General features: G+C 56.4%; 17 protein-coding genes and 3 tRNA genes. 6 read left to right on the plus strand and 14 right to left on the minus strand.

Features of this window, described 5'->3' with window-relative positions; genetic code table 11:
* Positions 1–5: 5 nt before the first annotated feature.
* Positions 6–890, minus strand: a complete 885-nt coding sequence (locus ABTV22_RS15560) for a universal stress protein (protein WP_433735400.1) — start codon at positions 888–890, stop codon at positions 6–8.
* 261 nt (positions 891–1,151) lie between these two features.
* Here ABTV22_RS15560 and ABTV22_RS15565 point away from each other — a divergent pair, with 261 nt between their 5' ends.
* On the plus strand, positions 1,152–1,895 hold the full coding sequence (locus ABTV22_RS15565; protein ID WP_433735401.1) for a cyclic nucleotide-binding domain-containing protein: 744 nt from the start codon (positions 1,152–1,154) through the stop codon (positions 1,893–1,895).
* Between the two features lie 204 nt (positions 1,896–2,099).
* On the opposite strand, the gene ABTV22_RS15570 is transcribed toward ABTV22_RS15565, so the two are convergent.
* Entirely contained in the window at positions 2,100–3,011 is a 912-nt protein-coding gene (locus tag ABTV22_RS15570) for a universal stress protein (RefSeq protein WP_433735402.1), read from the minus strand.
* Positions 3,012–3,233: 222 nt separating this feature from the next.
* Here ABTV22_RS15570 and ABTV22_RS15575 point away from each other — a divergent pair, with 222 nt between their 5' ends.
* Positions 3,234–3,797, plus strand: coding sequence for an N-acetyltransferase family protein (locus tag ABTV22_RS15575; RefSeq protein WP_433735403.1), 564 nt, complete (start codon positions 3,234–3,236; stop codon positions 3,795–3,797).
* Between the two features lie 53 nt (positions 3,798–3,850).
* On the opposite strand, the gene ABTV22_RS15580 is transcribed toward ABTV22_RS15575, so the two are convergent.
* The 3 genes from ABTV22_RS15580 to ABTV22_RS15590 form a co-directional block, all read right to left on the minus strand.
* Complete coding sequence (locus ABTV22_RS15580; RefSeq protein ID WP_433735404.1) at positions 3,851–4,774, minus strand: universal stress protein; 924 nt, start codon at positions 4,772–4,774, stop codon at positions 3,851–3,853.
* 298 nt (positions 4,775–5,072) lie between these two features.
* Positions 5,073–5,315: a hypothetical protein gene (locus ABTV22_RS15585; protein ID WP_433735405.1), complete on the minus strand. Its 243-nt coding sequence runs from the start codon at positions 5,313–5,315 to the stop codon at positions 5,073–5,075.
* A gap of 39 nt (positions 5,316–5,354) precedes the next feature.
* Positions 5,355–6,428 (minus strand): NAD(P)-dependent alcohol dehydrogenase, encoded by a 1,074-nt coding sequence (locus ABTV22_RS15590; RefSeq protein WP_433735406.1) that lies wholly within the window; start codon positions 6,426–6,428, stop codon positions 5,355–5,357.
* A gap of 271 nt (positions 6,429–6,699) precedes the next feature.
* Here ABTV22_RS15590 and ABTV22_RS15595 point away from each other — a divergent pair, with 271 nt between their 5' ends.
* Positions 6,700–7,620, plus strand: coding sequence for a universal stress protein (locus ABTV22_RS15595; protein WP_433735407.1), 921 nt, complete (start codon positions 6,700–6,702; stop codon positions 7,618–7,620).
* A gap of 250 nt (positions 7,621–7,870) precedes the next feature.
* Here the strand turns inward: ABTV22_RS15595 and ABTV22_RS15600 are convergent.
* The 8 genes from ABTV22_RS15600 to ABTV22_RS15635 form a co-directional block, all read right to left on the minus strand.
* Positions 7,871–7,957, minus strand: a tRNA-Leu gene (locus ABTV22_RS15600).
* A 393-nt stretch (positions 7,958–8,350) separates the two neighbouring features.
* Positions 8,351–8,827 (minus strand): hypothetical protein, encoded by a 477-nt coding sequence (locus tag ABTV22_RS15605; protein ID WP_433735408.1) that lies wholly within the window; start codon positions 8,825–8,827, stop codon positions 8,351–8,353.
* Positions 8,828–9,011: 184 nt separating this feature from the next.
* Positions 9,012–9,085: transfer RNA gene (locus tag ABTV22_RS15610), tRNA-Cys, on the minus strand.
* A gap of 46 nt (positions 9,086–9,131) precedes the next feature.
* Positions 9,132–9,207: transfer RNA gene (locus tag ABTV22_RS15615), tRNA-Gly, on the minus strand.
* A 63-nt stretch (positions 9,208–9,270) separates the two neighbouring features.
* The gene (gene pgsA, locus ABTV22_RS15620; RefSeq protein ID WP_433741414.1) at positions 9,271–9,831 is read right to left on the minus strand and encodes a CDP-diacylglycerol--glycerol-3-phosphate 3-phosphatidyltransferase; all 561 of its coding nucleotides are present in this window, start codon (positions 9,829–9,831) and stop codon (positions 9,271–9,273) included.
* Positions 9,832–9,863: 32 nt separating this feature from the next.
* A complete protein-coding gene (gene uvrC, locus ABTV22_RS15625; protein WP_433735409.1) occupies positions 9,864–11,687 on the minus strand; it encodes an excinuclease ABC subunit UvrC in 1,824 nt (607 codons plus the stop codon).
* Between the two features lie 2 nt (positions 11,688–11,689).
* Entirely contained in the window at positions 11,690–12,331 is a 642-nt protein-coding gene (gene gacA / locus ABTV22_RS15630) for a response regulator transcription factor GacA (RefSeq protein WP_008015884.1), read from the minus strand.
* Positions 12,332–12,458: 127 nt separating this feature from the next.
* Positions 12,459–12,902, minus strand: coding sequence for a GNAT family N-acetyltransferase (locus ABTV22_RS15635; protein ID WP_433735410.1), 444 nt, complete (start codon positions 12,900–12,902; stop codon positions 12,459–12,461).
* Positions 12,903–13,524: 622 nt separating this feature from the next.
* On the opposite strand from ABTV22_RS15635, the gene ABTV22_RS15640 reads away from it, so the two are divergent.
* From ABTV22_RS15640 to ABTV22_RS15650, 3 genes are all read left to right on the plus strand, one after another.
* Positions 13,525–14,598, plus strand: a complete 1,074-nt coding sequence (locus tag ABTV22_RS15640; protein ID WP_433735411.1) for a 3-deoxy-7-phosphoheptulonate synthase — start codon at positions 13,525–13,527, stop codon at positions 14,596–14,598.
* A 264-nt stretch (positions 14,599–14,862) separates the two neighbouring features.
* Positions 14,863–15,744 (plus strand): lipase family alpha/beta hydrolase, encoded by an 882-nt coding sequence (locus ABTV22_RS15645; RefSeq protein ID WP_433735412.1) that lies wholly within the window; start codon positions 14,863–14,865, stop codon positions 15,742–15,744.
* Between the two features lie 183 nt (positions 15,745–15,927).
* Positions 15,928–16,209 carry a peptidylprolyl isomerase gene (locus ABTV22_RS15650; RefSeq protein ID WP_175388553.1) on the plus strand — a complete coding sequence of 94 codons (282 nt, stop codon included), beginning with the start codon at positions 15,928–15,930 and terminating at the stop codon, positions 16,207–16,209.
* 87 nt (positions 16,210–16,296) lie between these two features.
* On the opposite strand, the gene ABTV22_RS15655 is transcribed toward ABTV22_RS15650, so the two are convergent.
* Positions 16,297–17,187, minus strand: coding sequence for a hypothetical protein (locus ABTV22_RS15655; protein ID WP_433735413.1), 891 nt, complete (start codon positions 17,185–17,187; stop codon positions 16,297–16,299).
* Positions 17,188–17,237 lie beyond the last annotated feature (50 nt).

A 17,237-nucleotide genomic window follows, 5' to 3' on the forward strand; every position in this document is an offset into this window, starting at 1 on the left:
TCGAATTAAACCGCCAGAACGCAGCAAGGCACTTGATAGAGAATATGCTCGGTCGTGCTGCCCAGAAGTTTCCCCACTCCATGGGACTGGACTCTGCCCATTACAATCACATCCACTTTGTGTTCATTGGCAAACTCGCTCAGCGTCGAAACCGGACGCCCTGGAATGAAATGTCGACGATCGTTGGGAACACCAAAATGGTCGGCCAGCCTCAGGAAGGCCTTTTCCAAGTCCTTGCGCAGCACTTTGGCTAGGTCACCGAACGTCAGGCCACCCATGCCAGCCAGATAATCGGGCGTCATGTCGCAGGCGTACAGCAAATGCAGCTCGGCTTCACACTGCATGGCAAGGCTGGAGGCCTGCTTGATTATCCGCTCATTCAACACGTTGTCGGTTGAATCCCCGGCGGACACCTCGACCGCCGCCACGATTTTGCGTGGTAACAGGAATCCACTCCCTCCCACCAGAAAAATAGGGACTGGACAATGGCGCAACAGATGCCAGTCCAGAGGTGTGAAAATGGCGCGCTTGAGTGCCGACTCATGCACGATCTCCTTGATCAACAGATCGGGTTGCAGTTGCACGACGTGTTCAAGGATGTCCTGTTTCAGGTCCTCGGCCCAAACCACTTCAGTGGTCGCATCGATCCCCCTGTCGCGCAGTTTTCTGGCCTGGCCCTCAAGCCAGTCTCGATGGTCCTGCAGGTAGTTTTTCCGCGCCAGTGTGCGATCGCCTTCCTCCAGCAAAGATAACCATTTGAACGACGGTATCAGTGCCGCGAGGTGCAAACTCGCACCGCTGGCCTTCGCCAGTGCGGCTGCATGATTCACGGGCGAAGAATCACGCAGGGTCGGGTCAAGGATAAGCAGCAACCGTTGATACTGGCTCATGACGTGGCTCCAGTCAGATGCACATTCGACTCAAGTCGCCTTCCGGCTGATAACACTTCATGTAATTGTGCGGACCTGCCATCGCTGACACTTGATTTAACTCAAACTTCAATGCCATGGCGCTGCAAGCCTGGCGGCGGTCACCGTGCAACGTCGATTGACATGATTCCATTCATCGATCCGTAAGCATTTACGGTCCAATATCCCTTCCCGGGGAACTCAAGAATCTATGCTTTACAAGCGGATATACAGGGCTTTCACATGACTGAAACTCGAACGTATCGCGACCATCACCTCAAAGCCGCTTGTTCCAACTGCAGCGTGTTGGAGCTGTGCCTGCCGCTTGGCCTGAGTCCTCAGGAAGTCTTGCGCCTGGACACACTGATCGTGCAGCGTTTCAAAGTTAAAAAAGGCGCCACGCTCTATCGCGCGGGCGATCCACTGCGTTCGCTGTACTCCGTGCGGATCGGCTCATTCAAGACCAGTATTCTCTCGGTCGACGGTCGCGAGCAGGTCACCGGCTTTCAGATGCCGGGTGAAATGCTCGGTCTGGACGCCATCAGCACCGATTCGCATACATGTGATGCGGTTGCCTTGGAGGACAGCGAGGTCTGCCCCATCCATTTCGCGCACTTGGAAAAACTCGCCCGTGAACTGCCTACGCTGCAGCACAACCTGAACAAAATCCTCAGCCGGGAAATCGTGCAGGATCACGACTTGCTGTTGATGCTGGGCAATATGAACTCCGACGAGCGTCTGGCCGCTTTTCTGCTGAACTTGTCGCAACGCTTGAATTCACGCGGATACTCTTCCAACAGCTTTGTTCTGAAAATGCGTCGGGAGGAAATCGGCTCCTACCTGGGCCTGCGCCTGGAGACCGTCTGCCGTGGAATCGCGCACTTGCGTGATCAAGAGTTGGTGGAAATCGCCGGGCGAGACGTCAACATCCTGAACATGGACGGGCTCAAGCAACTGATTGTGGGTTGCCACCGTCCCCTGAGGTGACACTTTCCATCATGAGGAGTACGCAGTAGCCAACACAGGCTTTTGCTTTTAATCCCCAAGCCACTGTCCCACACCCGTAGGGCCAGGCTTAAGTCTGCTCGTTAGCCGCAGAATGGACATTGCGACGTTGCCCATTTTGCCCCAACGATGCCAATCAGGCACTGGAACGGTTGCAGGCCGGTCAATTCAGCGGCGCGATCGTGCTCACTCCCTAACGCTCTGCCTGACCGCCAGAATACTCCCCGGCACCGAGTACAGCGCCCGCTCGGTATTGCTACCGATCAGCCGGTCGATCCCGACCCGATGCACAGCGCCCATCACCACGACATCGGCCAGAAACTCTTCGACGAATCCATTGATCACCGGTACCGGCAATCCCATGATGAAATGGCGCCGCTCAGGCGGCACGCCGTAGCGTTGCGCCAATGTCACAAACGCTTGGTGCAACGATTGACGCAACTGCTCGATAAAGTCCACGCCCCAACCTCCCCCGGCCAATGGCGCGTCGCTGTTGAAGACAGACGATAAGTCATAGGCGTACAGCAGGTGTAAGGGTGCATCGCATTGCAAGGCCAGAGCATTGGCCGTCTGGATGATGGCGTCATTCAAACCGCTGATTTGTGTCGCCGGGTCGAACGGGTCCACGGCCGCCACGATCCGGTGGGGTAAGCTGTACCTGACATGGCTGACCAGGTGCACGGCGACCGGGCACTCACGCAACAGGTGACAATCGAGTGGCGTGATGAACACCCGTTTCAGCACCGGTTCAAGGGTTACATCCTTGATCAGCAGGTCTGGCTTTAGATCTTCGACCGTCCTCAAAATGTCCAACAGCGGATGGGTGGTAAAGACGACTTTGACCGTCACTTCCAGATCCAGGTCGCTTAGTCGATCGAACTCCTCGGCCTCCCAGCGACGGTAGCGATGTACGTAGCGTTGCTGCTCTGCATCGTCGACCTTCTCCTCCCACAAATGCACTATCGGTGTGGGCTCGACAAAGACTCGAACATCCAAGTTTGCCCCGGCGGCCTTGGCCAGCGCCACGGCCCGCCGCACTGCAGGGGACTGTTGCAGGTTTTGATCGACGATCAACAGCAACCGTTGATATTGACGCATCACACACCTCCGTTCGCCCCCGCTCTCTACGTGCAGGCATGCTTCAACACTGCGCCCTGCTACCTCTGGCGGGTTGATTTACATCAAACACGCTTGAATTGATGCCCCCGACACCCGTCTCTGATCCAGATCAAATTTTCGCGCAGACAGCGGCGTAAAAAGGCATCTAACGCGGCCTTTTCCCGCCGGCCAACTGTCAAAACCGCATTGGAGGAACATCCCATGCTCACCGTCAAAGACCACAATGATCAGGCTGCGGCCAGCTACACCGCGGTCGACGGTCAATACTGGATCGAAGCGCTCAGGGACGGCCGTCACGTATTGATCCGGCCGCTCACGAACAAGGATCGCGACCGTGAATACGCCTTCATCAAACGACTGTCTCCCGAATCCCGGCATATGCGTTTTCTCGCGCAGGTCAACGAGCCCAGCGCTGAGATGCTCAATCAGTTGATGGACACCGACAATAAACAGCGCCTGGCGTACATCGCACTGGTCCACGACAACGGTCAACTGGTCGAGATCGGCGTCAGCCGCTATGCGGCGACCCGCGAGGATGCCTGTGAATGCGCTGTTACGGTCGCCGACGAATGGGTGCATTTAGGCCTGGGCACAATACTGATGCGCCATTTGATCAACGCAGCTCGCAAAAACGGCTTTCGCCAGATGTATTCGGTGGACGCCGCCAGCAATTTGCCAATGCGTGACTTGGCCAAGGCATTGGGTTTCGAGACGCACAATGATCCCGACGACACCTGTCAGGTCATCCATCGTCTTTACCTGTAAAAAATCGCCTCGCGATGTTCCGGCCAACGGTCCATCACGAGGCGATCCAGTCCTCAGGATTGCAACGTGTGCCCCGGCTTGATCGCCAGCACACTGCACGGTGCTCGATGTAAAAGTTGTTCCGCTGTGGTGCCTAGAAGTTTGCTCAAGCCTTTGTGCTGCACCGTGCCCATGACGATGACATCCGTGCCGTGGTCGGCGGCGAATTCACAAATACTCGCCACGGGCGCACCTTCCTTGAAGTGACGATGCTCCGCAGGCACACCATGGCGCGCAGCAATGGCCGCGAATGCCTCGTGTTGAGCGGCGCCCACCATGTCGTTGATCTGGGTGGCCACTCCAAACGAGGCAAAACCCATCTCCTGAACGTATGCAGCTGTCCAGTCAAACACGTGCAGCACTTCGAGACTGGCATCACACGCCGCGGCCAGTTTCGCCGCGGCGTCGATAATCTGACCGTTGAACACGCGGTCTTGATTCTCATCGCGCAGCACATCAATGATGGCCAATACGTTACGTGGTCGAGGATTCAAGGGCGTGGTCACCAGATGTACCGGAAGCGGACATTCACGCAGCAGTTGCCAATCCAGAGGTGTGTAAAATACGCGCTTGAACGCCGACTCTTCCTGGGCGTCCTTGATGATCAGCGTCAGCGGCATCTCGCTGATGAATTGCAGAATCTCTTCGTACAGACACTTTACCCACACCACTTCACTGGTGACCTCGACACCCTGCTTGTTCATCGCTTCGGCCTGCCCCGCGAGCCATTGCCGGTGGGCTTTCAAGTAGCCGTCCCGCGCCAGCCTGAATTGTTCTGGGGCGAACATCCCGGCGACCGCCAGGGCCTGTGAAAAGTCGAACGCCACGATATGCAGCGGCAAATGCATGGCCAGCGCCAGCGCCGCGGCCCGGTCGAAGGCCGGAGTACGCGTCATGGTTGAAGGAGCGATCAAGAGCAAACGTTGAATTTGTGACATGGGATACCTCGGCACCCGGCCATTTCAACCCAGTGGTAAAGCCAAAATTTGATGCCTGCCTGTTCTGACCATTTGATTTTTGTCAGTTGCCTGCGCGATGTTCGTCACGACATTCCCATGCCCGCTCACATTGCCAGCATCAACACCTGGCCTGGGATCGCATATGCGGCGCCCGTCGTACACCGTCGCCCCAACAATGGCCAATGCGACGATCAGCGCCGCAGCGGCCACTGACAGCTCGAGGGGCGCTCATCGGGTTGTCATCCACACGAATTCCGCCCGGTGCGGGTCCATTGAGTTACTCCACGAGGTCGATGTGCACCTGTTCTACCTTGGCGCAAGCCATTCGAGGGTCGGGCATCAATCTGCTAACGGCTGCCCAGCCAGGGGAAATCGGCCAGGCATGTGGTGCGTCGATACGTGCCTTGAGCTGGCCAACAAACGCCTGTGCTTCGCCCAGGCTATTGAAATTCACTTCCAGGGCATCCAAATACACGACCCAGCAATGGCTTGCCGGCTTCTGCGTGATGTCAATGATCATAGAGACCTCCACTGGTTTTCGAGAGCCGCCCACACATCTTCACGGCGTAATCGCGACCTTCATCACGCCATCCCGTTGGTGGGCAAATAACTCATAAGCCGCCTCGATATCATCGAGTTTGTAACGGTGCGTCACCAGCGGCGACAGGTCCACGCCACCGCTTTGCACCACCGCCATCAATCGACGCATGCGCTCTTTGCCACCGGGGCACAGGGTGGTGACGATGCTGTAGTCCCCCAATCCTGCGGCGAAGGCATCGAGGGGAATTCGTAAATCGCTGGAGTAGACTCCGAGGCTGGACAGTCGACCACCCGGGCGCAGCACCCGCAGCGCGGACTCGAACGTCCCCTGGGTCCCCAGAGCCTCAATGGACACGTCGACACCCCGACCCTCGGTCAGGGCCATGATCTGCTCGACCACGTTACCGTCCTTGAAGTTAACCACATGGGTCGCCCCCAACTGCCGCGCGACACTCATGCGCTCAGCCACGGCATCGACACCAATGATCGTCGTCGCACCTTTCAGGCGTGCCCCCGCTACCGCACAGAGGCCTATCGGCCCAAGGGCAAACACAACAACCGTATCGCCGATATTCACTTCCCCCCGTTCTGCCCCGGAAAAACCGGTGGACATGATGTCCGGGCACATCAACACCTGCTCATCACTGAGTTCGTCGGGAATGGGGCACAAATTGGCGATCGCGTCCGGGACCAGCACGTACTCGGCCTGGCAGCCGTCGATAATGTTGCCGAACTTCCAGCCTCCGGTGGCACGAAAACCATGGCGGGTATCCGGCCCGTCTTGCGAGCCGCAACCACAGAGGCAGGCATAACTGTGTCCGCTTGGCGTGATCGCACCAGCAATCACACGCTGCCCTTCGACAAAGCCCCGCACCTGCGAGCCCAGCCGCTCGATGACACCAACGGGTTCATGGCCCACGGTCAGGCCCTTCGCTACCGGATACTCACCCCGCAAAATGTGCACATCGGTTCCGCAAATAGTCGTAGTGGTGATACGAATCAAAGCATCCTGTGGGCCAACTTCGGGGATGGGCTTGTCCTCCAGCACAATCCGGTTACGTTCAACGAAAACAGCCGCTTTCATGGTTTTCATAGTCTTCCCTCCTTGTCTTGCATAAGCCCAGGCTCAGCGCGAATCCAAAGACTGCGCCGGCGAGACGGACGAGAGATTGATAATGGTCAACAATTTCGTCACTGGGCGGGCTAGGGGCAGCCGTACGTCGGATGGCACCAACCGTCCCAATCCCCTTTGACAAAGATCAACCGCCCTGCCCCGGTCGAAAGCAGGATAGGTGTAAGGCTTCACTGCCCAACGCCGCGCCGTTGTGGAAAGTCATTGCACGATTACCTGCCGGAGATCTGTCATGTCTGATCAATCACGTTTCATGCTGATCGTTTCGCCGTTGATGGAAAACAGCCCCGCCTTCGACCGGGCTGCCGCATTGGCCAAGGCCTCGGACGCGGCACTGCACATTGTGGCATTCGATTATCTTGAAGGGCTGGCGACCGCCGGGTTGGTGAACGAACAAGCGCTGGAACAGATGCGCTTGGGTTATGTCGAGCGCCATCGTCAATGGCTTGAAGACCAGGCTAGGCCGTTGCGCAAAATCGGCGTTCACGTCAGCACTGAAGTGGTCTGGGTGGAAAGGCCCTTGCAGGAAATTCTCATTCACCTCAAGGAACAACCAATGGAGGTGTTGATCAAGGCGCTGGATCACGAATCACTGCTGTCACGCCTGATGTTTACCCCGCTGGATATCCATCTGCTGCGTGAATGCCCGGTACCCCTGCATTTTGTCAGCCATATGCACCACGCATTGCCGCGCAAAATCATCGCCGCTGTCGACCCATTTCATCGTGATGACCAATACGAAGGTTTCAACGACAGGATTCTGGGCGAGGCATCAAAGTTGGCCACCACCTGCAATGCTGAACTCGACGTCATCTACGCCCATGATCTTTCCAGCATCAGCGCAGACGAGTTCGGCTTCAGTAATGGTTCGGCATTCTTCTCCTCGGGCAAAGCCAAGACCCTGTTCGACGCACAAGCGGATGCATTCCGTGATCTTTGCGAACGCAATGGCGTCCCAGCGGAACGTCAGCACATGATCATGGGTAACCCGGCCAAGGTGCTTTGCAGCTATGCCAATGCCTATGAAACAGATGTCATTGTCACGGGCCGCGTTGGTCACCGTGGCATGGAACGGTTGGTGGGCAGTACAGTGGAGCACTTGCTGTACAAGCTACCCTGCAGTTTGTGGGTGATCTCACCGGAAGAAATTTGATTGAGGTAGAAGGTAACCGGCACAACAAATGACCGATGGGAGGCCCAGACCAAGCAGCAGAGGCACGCGGTCGGCGAGATTCTGAGTCCAGAGCGGTTGCCTGATTTGAACAGGGAGCGGCCACCCCGCAAATCCTTAATGCCGCGAAGGTCGTTATGCAGTAGGCCCGACGGGGAAATGGTCGAAAATAGTGGACCGGAAACAAACAAGGGTTTGCATTAGCTTTCGCTTGCAAACCCTTGATTTTAGATGGTGCCCGAAGCCGGAATCGAACCGGCACGCCCTTACGAGCGGGGGATTTTAAGTCCCATGCGTCTACCAGTTTCGCCATTCGGGCGGTAGCGCGGTGAATCAGAGGGGGGAAATATATACATCCCGCCCCGGTGAAGCAAGGTCGCGAGTACGATTTTCGAGACTAAATACTGCGCAAACCCAAAATAAAAAACTTCGTAAATCATGGACCTACGAAGGTTTTTTCAGATTACCCGCCAGGATTGGGGAGTTTGCGGAGCCCTCCATCCCTCCAAGCGCCATAAAAATCCCAGTAGATCAGTGACCTAGGGAGAGTACTTATTGTGGCGGCAACGGTGTGCGCTCCAGCAAGTCAGCGCCCTGTACGCGATCGACAGACTCTACTTCCCCCCCCTCAAGTTGTGGGAAGCACCCTCACCCACGAGCCAGCAGAATCAACTCCAGAATTTCGCTGAGCCGAGTATCACTACGGGCGGGGTTACGACTTCATTGCCAATGACATTGTCTTAAGCACCTGGTCGGGACTCAAACCTGCCTGCTTGATGGCTTTGCTGAGTGCAGTATTGGCACTGATCAACCCCGCGTTGAGACCCGAGATGGCCGCTTGCAGTGAACTCACCCTGGCCTTCGCCTCTTCGGGGCTCAAGCGGTGATCGGCCATCACCGCTTGCATCTGTGCCACCTTCTCGGCTATCTGCTGCTGCAGTTTGCGGATCATTTTCAAAATCTGCTGAACGTCTTTTGGCAAACCGCTTTCTTCGATATCACGGTCTTTGCCGCTCGAACCGGTGGCTTTCTGGATTCCAGCGCCCGATAGAGACACCTTGATGCCTGCTGTTGAGGCAGATGGTGCCGACGTCGTGACAGTCGCCTCAGTATCCGTTGGCACCCTGGTCGGTTTTAACATCGAAACCGAGCCGCTATTACCTGAGGTGAATGTGTCTATCGTGGACATTCGAGCGTTCCTTGTTTTGATCAGATACCGGGTTATCGGCCGTCAGAACAAGATGTGAATGGGCGTGAAGAACAACAGGTTGCCTCCCGCAGAAAACCCGACGGCCACTCCCTCGCCGATCAAGCACTTTGTCAGAGGCAATAAAAAACCCCGTAGATCATCGATCTACGGGGTCGTTTATTAGTGGAGGCCGAGGTCGGAATCGAACCGGCGTAGGCGGATTTGCAATCCGCTGCATAACCATTTTGCTACTCGGCCTCAAAACATTTGCTGTCAGTAGCGCAACATCAAATGTGTACAAACTTGGAGCGGGAAACGAGACTCGAACTCGCGACCCCGACCTTGGCAAGGTCGTGCTCTACCAACTGAGCTATTCCCGCGTCTTGGTGTGGCGCATTCTATAGATTCCAGAAGCCCCGTCAACCCTTTGATTCAAAAAAGTTTTATTTCTTTTCAACGTCGGTCTTCAGATGCGGCCAGGCGGCCCGCAAGTATTGGATCATGGACCACAATGTCAGGCCTGCGGACACCATCAGCAGGACATAACCCAACAGCACCCAGAAGCTGAACTGCGACGGATTGGCCAGCAGGATCACCAGCGCCAACATCTGTGCGGCGGTTTTCCATTTGCCCAGATTCGACACTGCCACATGGGCGCGGGCACCGAGTTCGGCCATCCATTCGCGCAGCGCGGAGACAACGATCTCGCGACCAATGATGACGGCAGCCGGCAGCGTGAGCCACAGATTGCCGTGCTCCTGCACTAGCAAAACCAATGCAACGGCAACCATCAACTTGTCGGCAACGGGATCGAGAAAGGCCCCGAACGGCGTGCTTTGCTCCAGACGGCGGGCCAGATACCCGTCCAGCCAGTCTGTCGCTGCGGCAAATGCGAAGACCGAGGCTGACGCCAGGTAGCTCCATTGGTAAGGCAGATAGAACAGTAAAATGAAGATCGGTATGAGCAGGACGCGTAGAACGGTAATCAGATTAGGGATATTCATCGGCACAACTGGCTACGAGGTGAGGGGGCATTCTACTCGCTGTGCAGATTTGCATAAATCAACTCTGCGAGCTTTTTACTGATCCCGGGTGCTTTGGCGATCTCTTCGATGCTGGCACGAGACAGCTCCTGCAATCCACCAAAATGTTTCAGCAAATCGCGGCGACGTGTCGGCCCAACACCGGGAACGCCTTCAAGCGTAGACGTCCGACGGGTTTTTCCACGGCGAGCGCGGTGCCCGGTAATGGCAAATCGGTGAGCTTCGTCGCGGATCTGCTGAATCAAATGCAGCGCGGGGGAATCTCCGCGCAAAGTAAATTCGTGGGCGGCATCGTTGAGGTACAGCGTTTCGAACCCGGCCTTGCGAGTCGCTCCCTTGGCCACGCCAAGTAGAATCAAGTCCGGCACCGCCAGTTCATTGAGCACATCGCGAGCCATGGACAACTGCCCTTTGCCACCGTCCACCAGCAGAATGTCCGGAAGCTTGCCCTCCCCGTCCTTCAACTTGCTGAAGCGCCGGGTCAGTGCCTGGTGCATCGCGGCGTAGTCATCTCCAGCGGTAACACCCTCGATGTTATAGCGCCGGTAGTCGGACTTGAGCGGGCCTTCGGGGCCAAACACCACGCAAGAGGCCACCGTTGCTTCACCGCTGGAGTGACTGATGTCGTAGCACTCGAGGCGTTGCGGAGGCTCGTCCAGGTTCAGCACCTGCGCAAGCGCATCAAAGCGTGCGGTGATGTGCTGACGGTTTGCCAGTCGAGCGCCCAATGCCTGCTCGGCATTGGTCACCGCCAATTGCTGCCAACGGGCTCGGGTGCCGCGCACCCGATGACTGATGGTCAGTTCGCGACCCCGCAGCTCTTCAATGGCTGCGATCAATGTCGGAAAGTCATCGTGAACCACATTGACGATCAACTCGCTCGGCAAGTCGCGTTCTGGGCTGCTGATGAAATACTGGCCAAGAAACGCGGCCATGACCTCTGAAACGTCTTCTTCGATACCGACTTGCGGGAAGAAGTTCTTGCTGCCCAGCACCCGCCCACCGCGCACGCTGATCAAATGCACGCAAGCGCCACCCGGATTGACGAACGCCGCGATCACATCGACATCACCCGTCCCGCCTTCCATGCTCTGCTGATCCTGAACTCGCCGCAGCAGCGAAATCTGGTCCCGCAACTCGGCGGCACGCTCGAACTCCAGGTTGATAGCGGCCTCTTCCATTGCGGCCGACAGTTCGTCGGTCAGCGCATTGCTGCGGCCTTCAAGGAACATCACCGAGTGCCGTACATCCTCGGCATACACCTCGGGCTCGACCAGGCCTACACAAGGTGCCTTGCAGCGCTTGATCTGGTACTGGAGACAAGGGCGCGTACGGTTCTTGTAATAGCTGTCTTCGCATTGGCGAACGAAAAACGTCTTTTGCAGCAGGCTCAGGCTTTCGCGAATCGCTCCGGCGCTGGGATAGGGACCGAAATACTTGCCCTTGGCCTTTTTTGCACCGCGGTGGATGCTCAAGCGCGGGAACTGGCCATCGGACAGAAAAACGTAGGGGTAGGATTTGTCGTCGCGCAGCAGAATGTTGTACGGCGGACGCCATTCCTTGATCAGCGTCTGTTCGAGCAGCAACGCTTCGGTTTCATTGGCGGTGATGGTCGTTTCGACTTGCGCGATACGGGCGACCAGCGCGGCGGTCTTGGGGGCCAGGCCGGTTTTCCTGAAATAGCTCGACAGGCGATTCTTGAGGTTCTTGGCCTTGCCGACGTACAGCAGGCGTGCCTCGCTGTCGAACATGCGATACACACCGGGGCGCCCACTGACGGTCGACAGAAAGGCACTTGGATCGAAGGGTTCAGTCATGTTCAGAGGCTGGCATCAACCATGCCGTGACGAACCGCCAGCAGCGTCAACTCGACATCACTGCTGATCGAAAGCTTTTCGAAAATGCGGTAACGGTAGGTGTTCACGGTTTTGGGCGACAGACACAATTTGTCGGAGATGATCTGGACCTTCTGGCAACCGACGATCATCAATGCGATCTGGATTTCCCGCTCGGACAGGGCGTCGAAAGGAGAATCATTGGTCGGCTGGAAAGACTTGATCGCCAGTTGCTGGGCAATCTGTGGGCTGATGTAGCGCTGCCCGGCGAACACGAGGCGGATCGCCTGGACCATTTCCGGCAAACCCGCGCCTTTGGTGAGGTATCCCGCAGCGCCGGCCTGCAACAATCGTGTAGGAAACGGATCTTCCTCACAGACCGTTACCGCGACCACCTTGATATCCGGATGACTGCGCAACAGTTTGCGGGTGGCCTCAAGACCACCGATCCCGGGCATCTTGACGTCCATCAACACCACATCGGGCTTCAGCTCGCGCGCCTTGAGCAGGGACTCTTCCCCCGATTCAGCCTGGCCGACGACCTGCAGGCCATCGATATCAGCCAACATTCGTGTAATGCCTGTACGAACGAGATCATGGTCATCGACCACTAGCACCCTAATCAAGCAGACACCTCGCGATATGGTCTTATTGGGTTGCCGACACCTTAGCAAAAAAGCATCTGGCAGACCTAGCGGAAAGCGTCAGATAAAAAGTTTCCATTTATCTTGAAAGCCCTGTAGCAAGCGTGTTTCAGCGATGCGGGCCATCGACGTCACGCTGCATCCGCACAAAGCACTCGTGCGCCCCGACCACCTGTAGTCCCTTTCTTTCATACAACGCCCGCGCGGGGTTGTTCTCAAAAACCGTCAAGCGTAATGCTGGACGCCGTTCCTGACATGCCAAGGTAAATATCTGATCGATCGCCCAGGAACCGGCGCCCTGCCCGCGATACGCTTCGTCGATCTGTAGTTCGCGGATGTACAACGCTCTGGCATCTCGACTCAGGCTGACATACCCCACCCGATGCTCACCGCTCATGATCAGGCGGTTTTCGCGCCCTGTCCAAGCCACATCGAACGCTTCGTCATCCCACAACAAGTCGAACTGAATGTAATAACGCAGCATGTTGCGACAGGTCAGTTCGCGGGCAAAGTCCCGATCGCGGTCAGTGGCCGCAAGCCATGAAAACTCCATCCTGCCTCCGCGATTTGTTTTTTCAAGGCACGAAGTGTGGTGACAACCGACGGGACACTCAAGCGATAGAAAGCGCCGCCGGTGCGCGATAGCATTTTCTGATTGAATCCTCGTGCCGGGCTCTAGTAAGCTCGGCGCATCCATCGGAGACACACCATGTTCAACGCCCTCTTACAGCTTCGTACCGCCAGCGCCCTGCGCTCGGTTGCGGCTGCCTGGGCGAAAGACGCTTGTGCTCCGGTCAGCTTTTATTTTGGGTATTGGTTTAGCCACTGGCGCGCCTGATACCCACACGGCGCCCACTTCCAACGGGTCGCCACCAGAGAATTCTCAACCCCCGGTCGGCCTCCCGACCGGGGGTTTTGCTTTTTCAGCCCTAAACATTTTTAGCGACACACCAGACATTCAGAGGATCAAGCACATGAACTACGCCACTTATTACCGTTACGACAGTTTTTCCGCCTGGCGATTTACCACCCTCCGCTCGGGACAGCCTGCCGCCTCCGATCGGTCACCCACAGGTGGCAAGCACACACACGTAGCCAATCTGGCCAATTGTCGAACACCCCAATAGGGCCGAGTGCGCGGGAGCGAACCCGCCGCCAGCCCAGGAAGCCTGAATATGAACTCGTCCATCTCTGCTCTGCCACTGTCCACCCTGAGCCCTGCCAACGAAGCGCTGACCCTGCGCCTGCCCAGTTCGTTGCAACTCAAACAGCAATTACCTCTGAGCAACGCGCTGACCCAGCAAGTCGCCGCCCACCGCCAAGCGGTTCGAGCGATCCTCAAGGGTGAAGACTCTCGTTTGCTGGTCATTGTCGGGCCTTGCTCGATTCACGATTCGAAATCCGCCCTCGAATACGCCGGCAACCTCGCCCGCCTCGCCGCCGAGGTCAGCGACGAAATGCTGCTAGTGATGCGTGCCTACGTCGAAAAGCCTCGCACCACGGTCGGCTGGAAAGGCCTGGCGTACGATCCGCACCTGGACGGCAGCGATGACATGGCAGCAGGCCTGACTCTTTCCCGTGAGCTGATGCGTGAAATGCTCTTGCTGGGCCTGCCGGTGGCAACAGAACTGCTACAACCCATGGCTGCCGGATACTTTGATGACCTGCTCAGCTGGGTCGCCATCGGCGCCCGCACCACCGAATCGCAAATCCATCGCGAGATGGCCAGCGGACTGAGCATGCCGGTGGGCTTCAAAAACGGCACCGACGGCGGTGTCACAGTAGCCAGTGACGCCATGCGCTCGGCCGCCCATCCACATCGTCATTTCGGCGTCGATAGCCAAGGGCACCCGGCGATTGTCCAGACTCCGGGCAATGCAGATACCCACTTGGTACTGCGCGGCGGCCACAACGGGCCGAACTACGATCGCGCCAGCGTTGCCAAGGTACACAGCGACTTGACCCGCCTGAAAATCCCGGCGCGGATCATGGTCGACTGCAGTCACGCCAACAGCGGTAAAGATCCGCTGCGCCAGCCGATGGTGTTCAACGACGTACTTGAACAACGCCTTCAGGGCGATCGCTCGCTGATCGGCATGATGATCGAAAGTCATCTGTTCGAGGGCTGTCAGCCGCTGAGTCCGTCACTGAAGTACGGTGTGTCGGTCACCGATGGATGCCTGGGTTGGGGCGCCACAGAGCAGTTGTTACGTCAAGCAGCACAGCGCCTTCGTACGAAGCATGATTGAGCGCGGATCTCTGTAGGAGCAATGCTTGCTCGCGAAAATCGGCTGGACAACGCGGGCAATCAATCAGTCCGCGTCATCATTGACGACCATCGCGAGCAAGCTTCGCTCCTACGAATGCGCAGGGGGTGTATGCACCACCTTTTCAACATCCTCTTATTCCATTTTCGCCCGCTTTGCGCGTCCTTTTCATACATCCCACAGACGTCCCTGTGTTTTAGAGTGAGCCGCAAGGTACCTCCCTGATCGCTGAAAAAGGACAAACACATGCAAAGGACTGCAGACACCCACTACCCCATCCTCTTGGTTCATGGGCTCTTCGGGTTCGAACGAATCGGCACCTTCGAGCTCTTCCATGACATTAAACAAGCCCTCAGAAGCGCCGGCGCGCGGGTATTCGTTCCCCATCTGTCGGCCACCCACAGCAATGAAACACGAGGCGATCAACTGCTGGCGCAGATCAATCGGGTACTGCACGGTACAGGCATGAGCAAGGTCAACTTGATCGGTCACAGCCAGGGCGCATTGGCCGCTCGTTATGCCGCCGCAATTGCACCGCAGTCAGTGGCTTCAGTGACGTCCGTCAGTGGTCCGAACCACGGTTCCGAGCTGGCCGACTTCCTGCGCAAGGCCCTGACACCTGGCAGCTTGCCCGAGCAGATTGCCGGGACCGTCGCCATTCTGTTCACAGATTTTCTGACCTTGATCAGTGGCAATCGCGGCATCCCACGCAATGCCATCGCCGCATTGAACGCGCTGAGTACAGAGAGTGTCGCTGCATTCAACGACAAGTACCCACAAGGGCTGCCGAAAACCTGGGGTGGCAACGGTTGCGAGCGGGTCAACGGCGTCCGCTTTTACTCCTGGAGTGGTACCTTGCCGGAAAACCTGCTGGAGGGTGGTTTAAATCCGATTGATCCATTGCACGGGTTCTTGCGCGGCTTTTCCCGATACTTCATCACCGAAGCCGGGCAGAACGATGGCATGGTCGGTCGCTACAGTTCCCATCTGGGCACCGTCATTCGCTCGGACTATCCATTGGACCATCTCGGTACTCTTCGCCAGGCAGGCGTCCCGCTCGGAAAAAATGTCGACCCGATTGACCTGTATGTGCAGCACGCCGAGCGCCTGAAAAAAGCCGGTCTTTGATCGTGATGTTGCTCACCCGTAGGAGCAGAGCTTGCTCGCGATGGACGTCAACGATAACGCGCCTCGTCTGAATGACCGCGTTATCGGCACGTTTTTCGCGAGCAAGCTCGTTCCTACAGGAGAAATCGCTCGCTGAATCCGGTAGGCTCAGCACTTTACCGAATATTGAAGGAGTATATTTCCATGGCTAGAGCCACTGCCCGCCACATCCTCGTTGCCAGCGAAGCCAAGTGCAACGAACTCAAGGCCCAAATCGAGGCTGGCGCAGACTTCGCCGAAATCGCCAAAGCCAACTCCACCTGCCCTTCCAGCCGTCAGGGCGGTGACCTGGGTTCGTTCGGTCCTGGCCAGATGGTCAAGGAATTCGACACCGTGGTTTTCAGCGCACCAATCAACGTCGTGCAAGGCCCGGTCAAGACTCAGTTCGGCTACCACTTGCTGGAAGTGACCAGCCGCCAGGACTGACCGATTCGCAGTCTATTGCGAAGCGTGAAATAAAACGCCGCTTTTCATTTTGGATAAGCGGCGTTTCCATTTCAGGGGTTTGAGACATCACAGGTCGGGAGAATCCGAATGCGGTTCTTTAACAGGATGATCGCCTCCAGGCTCCCACTCTATGTCCCACTCAGGATCCCAAGGTCTAAGAGGATTGTGCTCACTGACGCCGATATCTGTAAGCATGAATGGAGAGTAAGGCCCTACTTCGTCGTCGGTAAGAATTTCCACAGTGGTACTGGCTGACTTGGCTGTAATGCCAAGCTCAATGGGCAATGCTCGTTCAAGTCCACTACTGAACGCCCAATAGGTGCTTCTCTGGCCCTCCTTCAAAATAATAATCACGAATTTTAGTGGCTGAGCAGGTGGCACAAAAACCCCCACATTCAACATATACCGCCGTCCCTCAACCAAATTGAATGTTCGAGAAATAATGACTTTCCTAGAGACTTTTTCATCTGGGTTGTAAAAGAGGCATTTTTTGCCCTCATGTTCTACAAATGTCACATCACCTGGTTGTATCTCTGGACCCAAGGCCCACCCTTCCAATTGTCCAGTGCTGAAATTGGTCAAATCCGTGTGATCGTGCTTTAACATGTAGCGACTCCCCGCAAAGCGAGTCTCTACTCCATTTATTTTCACTGAGAATTTTAATAAAAAGTACTGCTGATCAATAAGCCTCAAAAGAAGTGATTTATAGAGAGTGATTTCGAGCTCCCCTTTTTCAATATCACCCCTCGTCAATATGTCACTATAAACTAACTGATCATGACCCACGCCGTCTTCATCAATGCTGCCTAAAATTCTTAACGCATACTCTTGCCTAGGGGTTGCGCCATCCCACATTCTGATAATGACTTTAAATTGATCGGGGATAACTCTTAAATAAACAACACCGGTGTGCGCACCTTTAATTTCAGGAAGAATTTTCTTGGGATCAGTGTTCATGACGAGACTCCTTCACCGTTTCATGTCCGGGATATCGTGATGCGTAATGC

This window comes from Pseudomonas putida (assembly GCF_050990305.1).
Classification (GTDB): domain Bacteria; phylum Pseudomonadota; class Gammaproteobacteria; order Pseudomonadales; family Pseudomonadaceae; genus Aquipseudomonas; species Aquipseudomonas putida_AH.

What these genes read in the sequence shown, in the direction of transcription:
- ABTV22_RS15580 (WP_433735404.1), bottom strand. Translation starts at nt 4,774, where the DNA reads ATGTCACAAATTCAACGTTTGCTCTTGATCGCTCCTTCAACCATGACG.
- pgsA (WP_433741414.1), bottom strand. Translation starts at nt 9,831, where the DNA reads ATGAATATCCCTAATCTGATTACCGTTCTACGCGTCCTGCTCATACCG.
- ABTV22_RS15585 (WP_433735405.1), bottom strand. Translation starts at nt 5,315, where the DNA reads ATGATCATTGACATCACGCAGAAGCCGGCAAGCCATTGCTGGGTCGTG.
- ABTV22_RS15655 (WP_433735413.1), bottom strand. Translation starts at nt 17,187, where the DNA reads ATGAACACTGATCCCAAGAAAATTCTTCCTGAAATTAAAGGTGCGCAC.
- ABTV22_RS15590 (WP_433735406.1), bottom strand. Translation starts at nt 6,428, where the DNA reads ATGAAAACCATGAAAGCGGCTGTTTTCGTTGAACGTAACCGGATTGTG.
- ABTV22_RS15560 (WP_433735400.1), bottom strand. Translation starts at nt 890, where the DNA reads ATGAGCCAGTATCAACGGTTGCTGCTTATCCTTGACCCGACCCTGCGT.
- ABTV22_RS15645 (WP_433735412.1), top strand. Translation starts at nt 14,863, where the DNA reads ATGCAAAGGACTGCAGACACCCACTACCCCATCCTCTTGGTTCATGGG.
- ABTV22_RS15570 (WP_433735402.1), bottom strand. Translation starts at nt 3,011, where the DNA reads ATGCGTCAATATCAACGGTTGCTGTTGATCGTCGATCAAAACCTGCAA.
- ABTV22_RS15605 (WP_433735408.1), bottom strand. Translation starts at nt 8,827, where the DNA reads ATGTCCACGATAGACACATTCACCTCAGGTAATAGCGGCTCGGTTTCG.
- uvrC (WP_433735409.1), bottom strand. Translation starts at nt 11,687, where the DNA reads ATGACTGAACCCTTCGATCCAAGTGCCTTTCTGTCGACCGTCAGTGGG.
- ABTV22_RS15595 (WP_433735407.1), top strand. Translation starts at nt 6,700, where the DNA reads ATGTCTGATCAATCACGTTTCATGCTGATCGTTTCGCCGTTGATGGAA.
- ABTV22_RS15565 (WP_433735401.1), top strand. Translation starts at nt 1,152, where the DNA reads ATGACTGAAACTCGAACGTATCGCGACCATCACCTCAAAGCCGCTTGT.
- ABTV22_RS15650 (WP_175388553.1), top strand. Translation starts at nt 15,928, where the DNA reads ATGGCTAGAGCCACTGCCCGCCACATCCTCGTTGCCAGCGAAGCCAAG.
- ABTV22_RS15575 (WP_433735403.1), top strand. Translation starts at nt 3,234, where the DNA reads ATGCTCACCGTCAAAGACCACAATGATCAGGCTGCGGCCAGCTACACC.
- ABTV22_RS15635 (WP_433735410.1), bottom strand. Translation starts at nt 12,902, where the DNA reads ATGGAGTTTTCATGGCTTGCGGCCACTGACCGCGATCGGGACTTTGCC.
- ABTV22_RS15640 (WP_433735411.1), top strand. Translation starts at nt 13,525, where the DNA reads ATGAACTCGTCCATCTCTGCTCTGCCACTGTCCACCCTGAGCCCTGCC.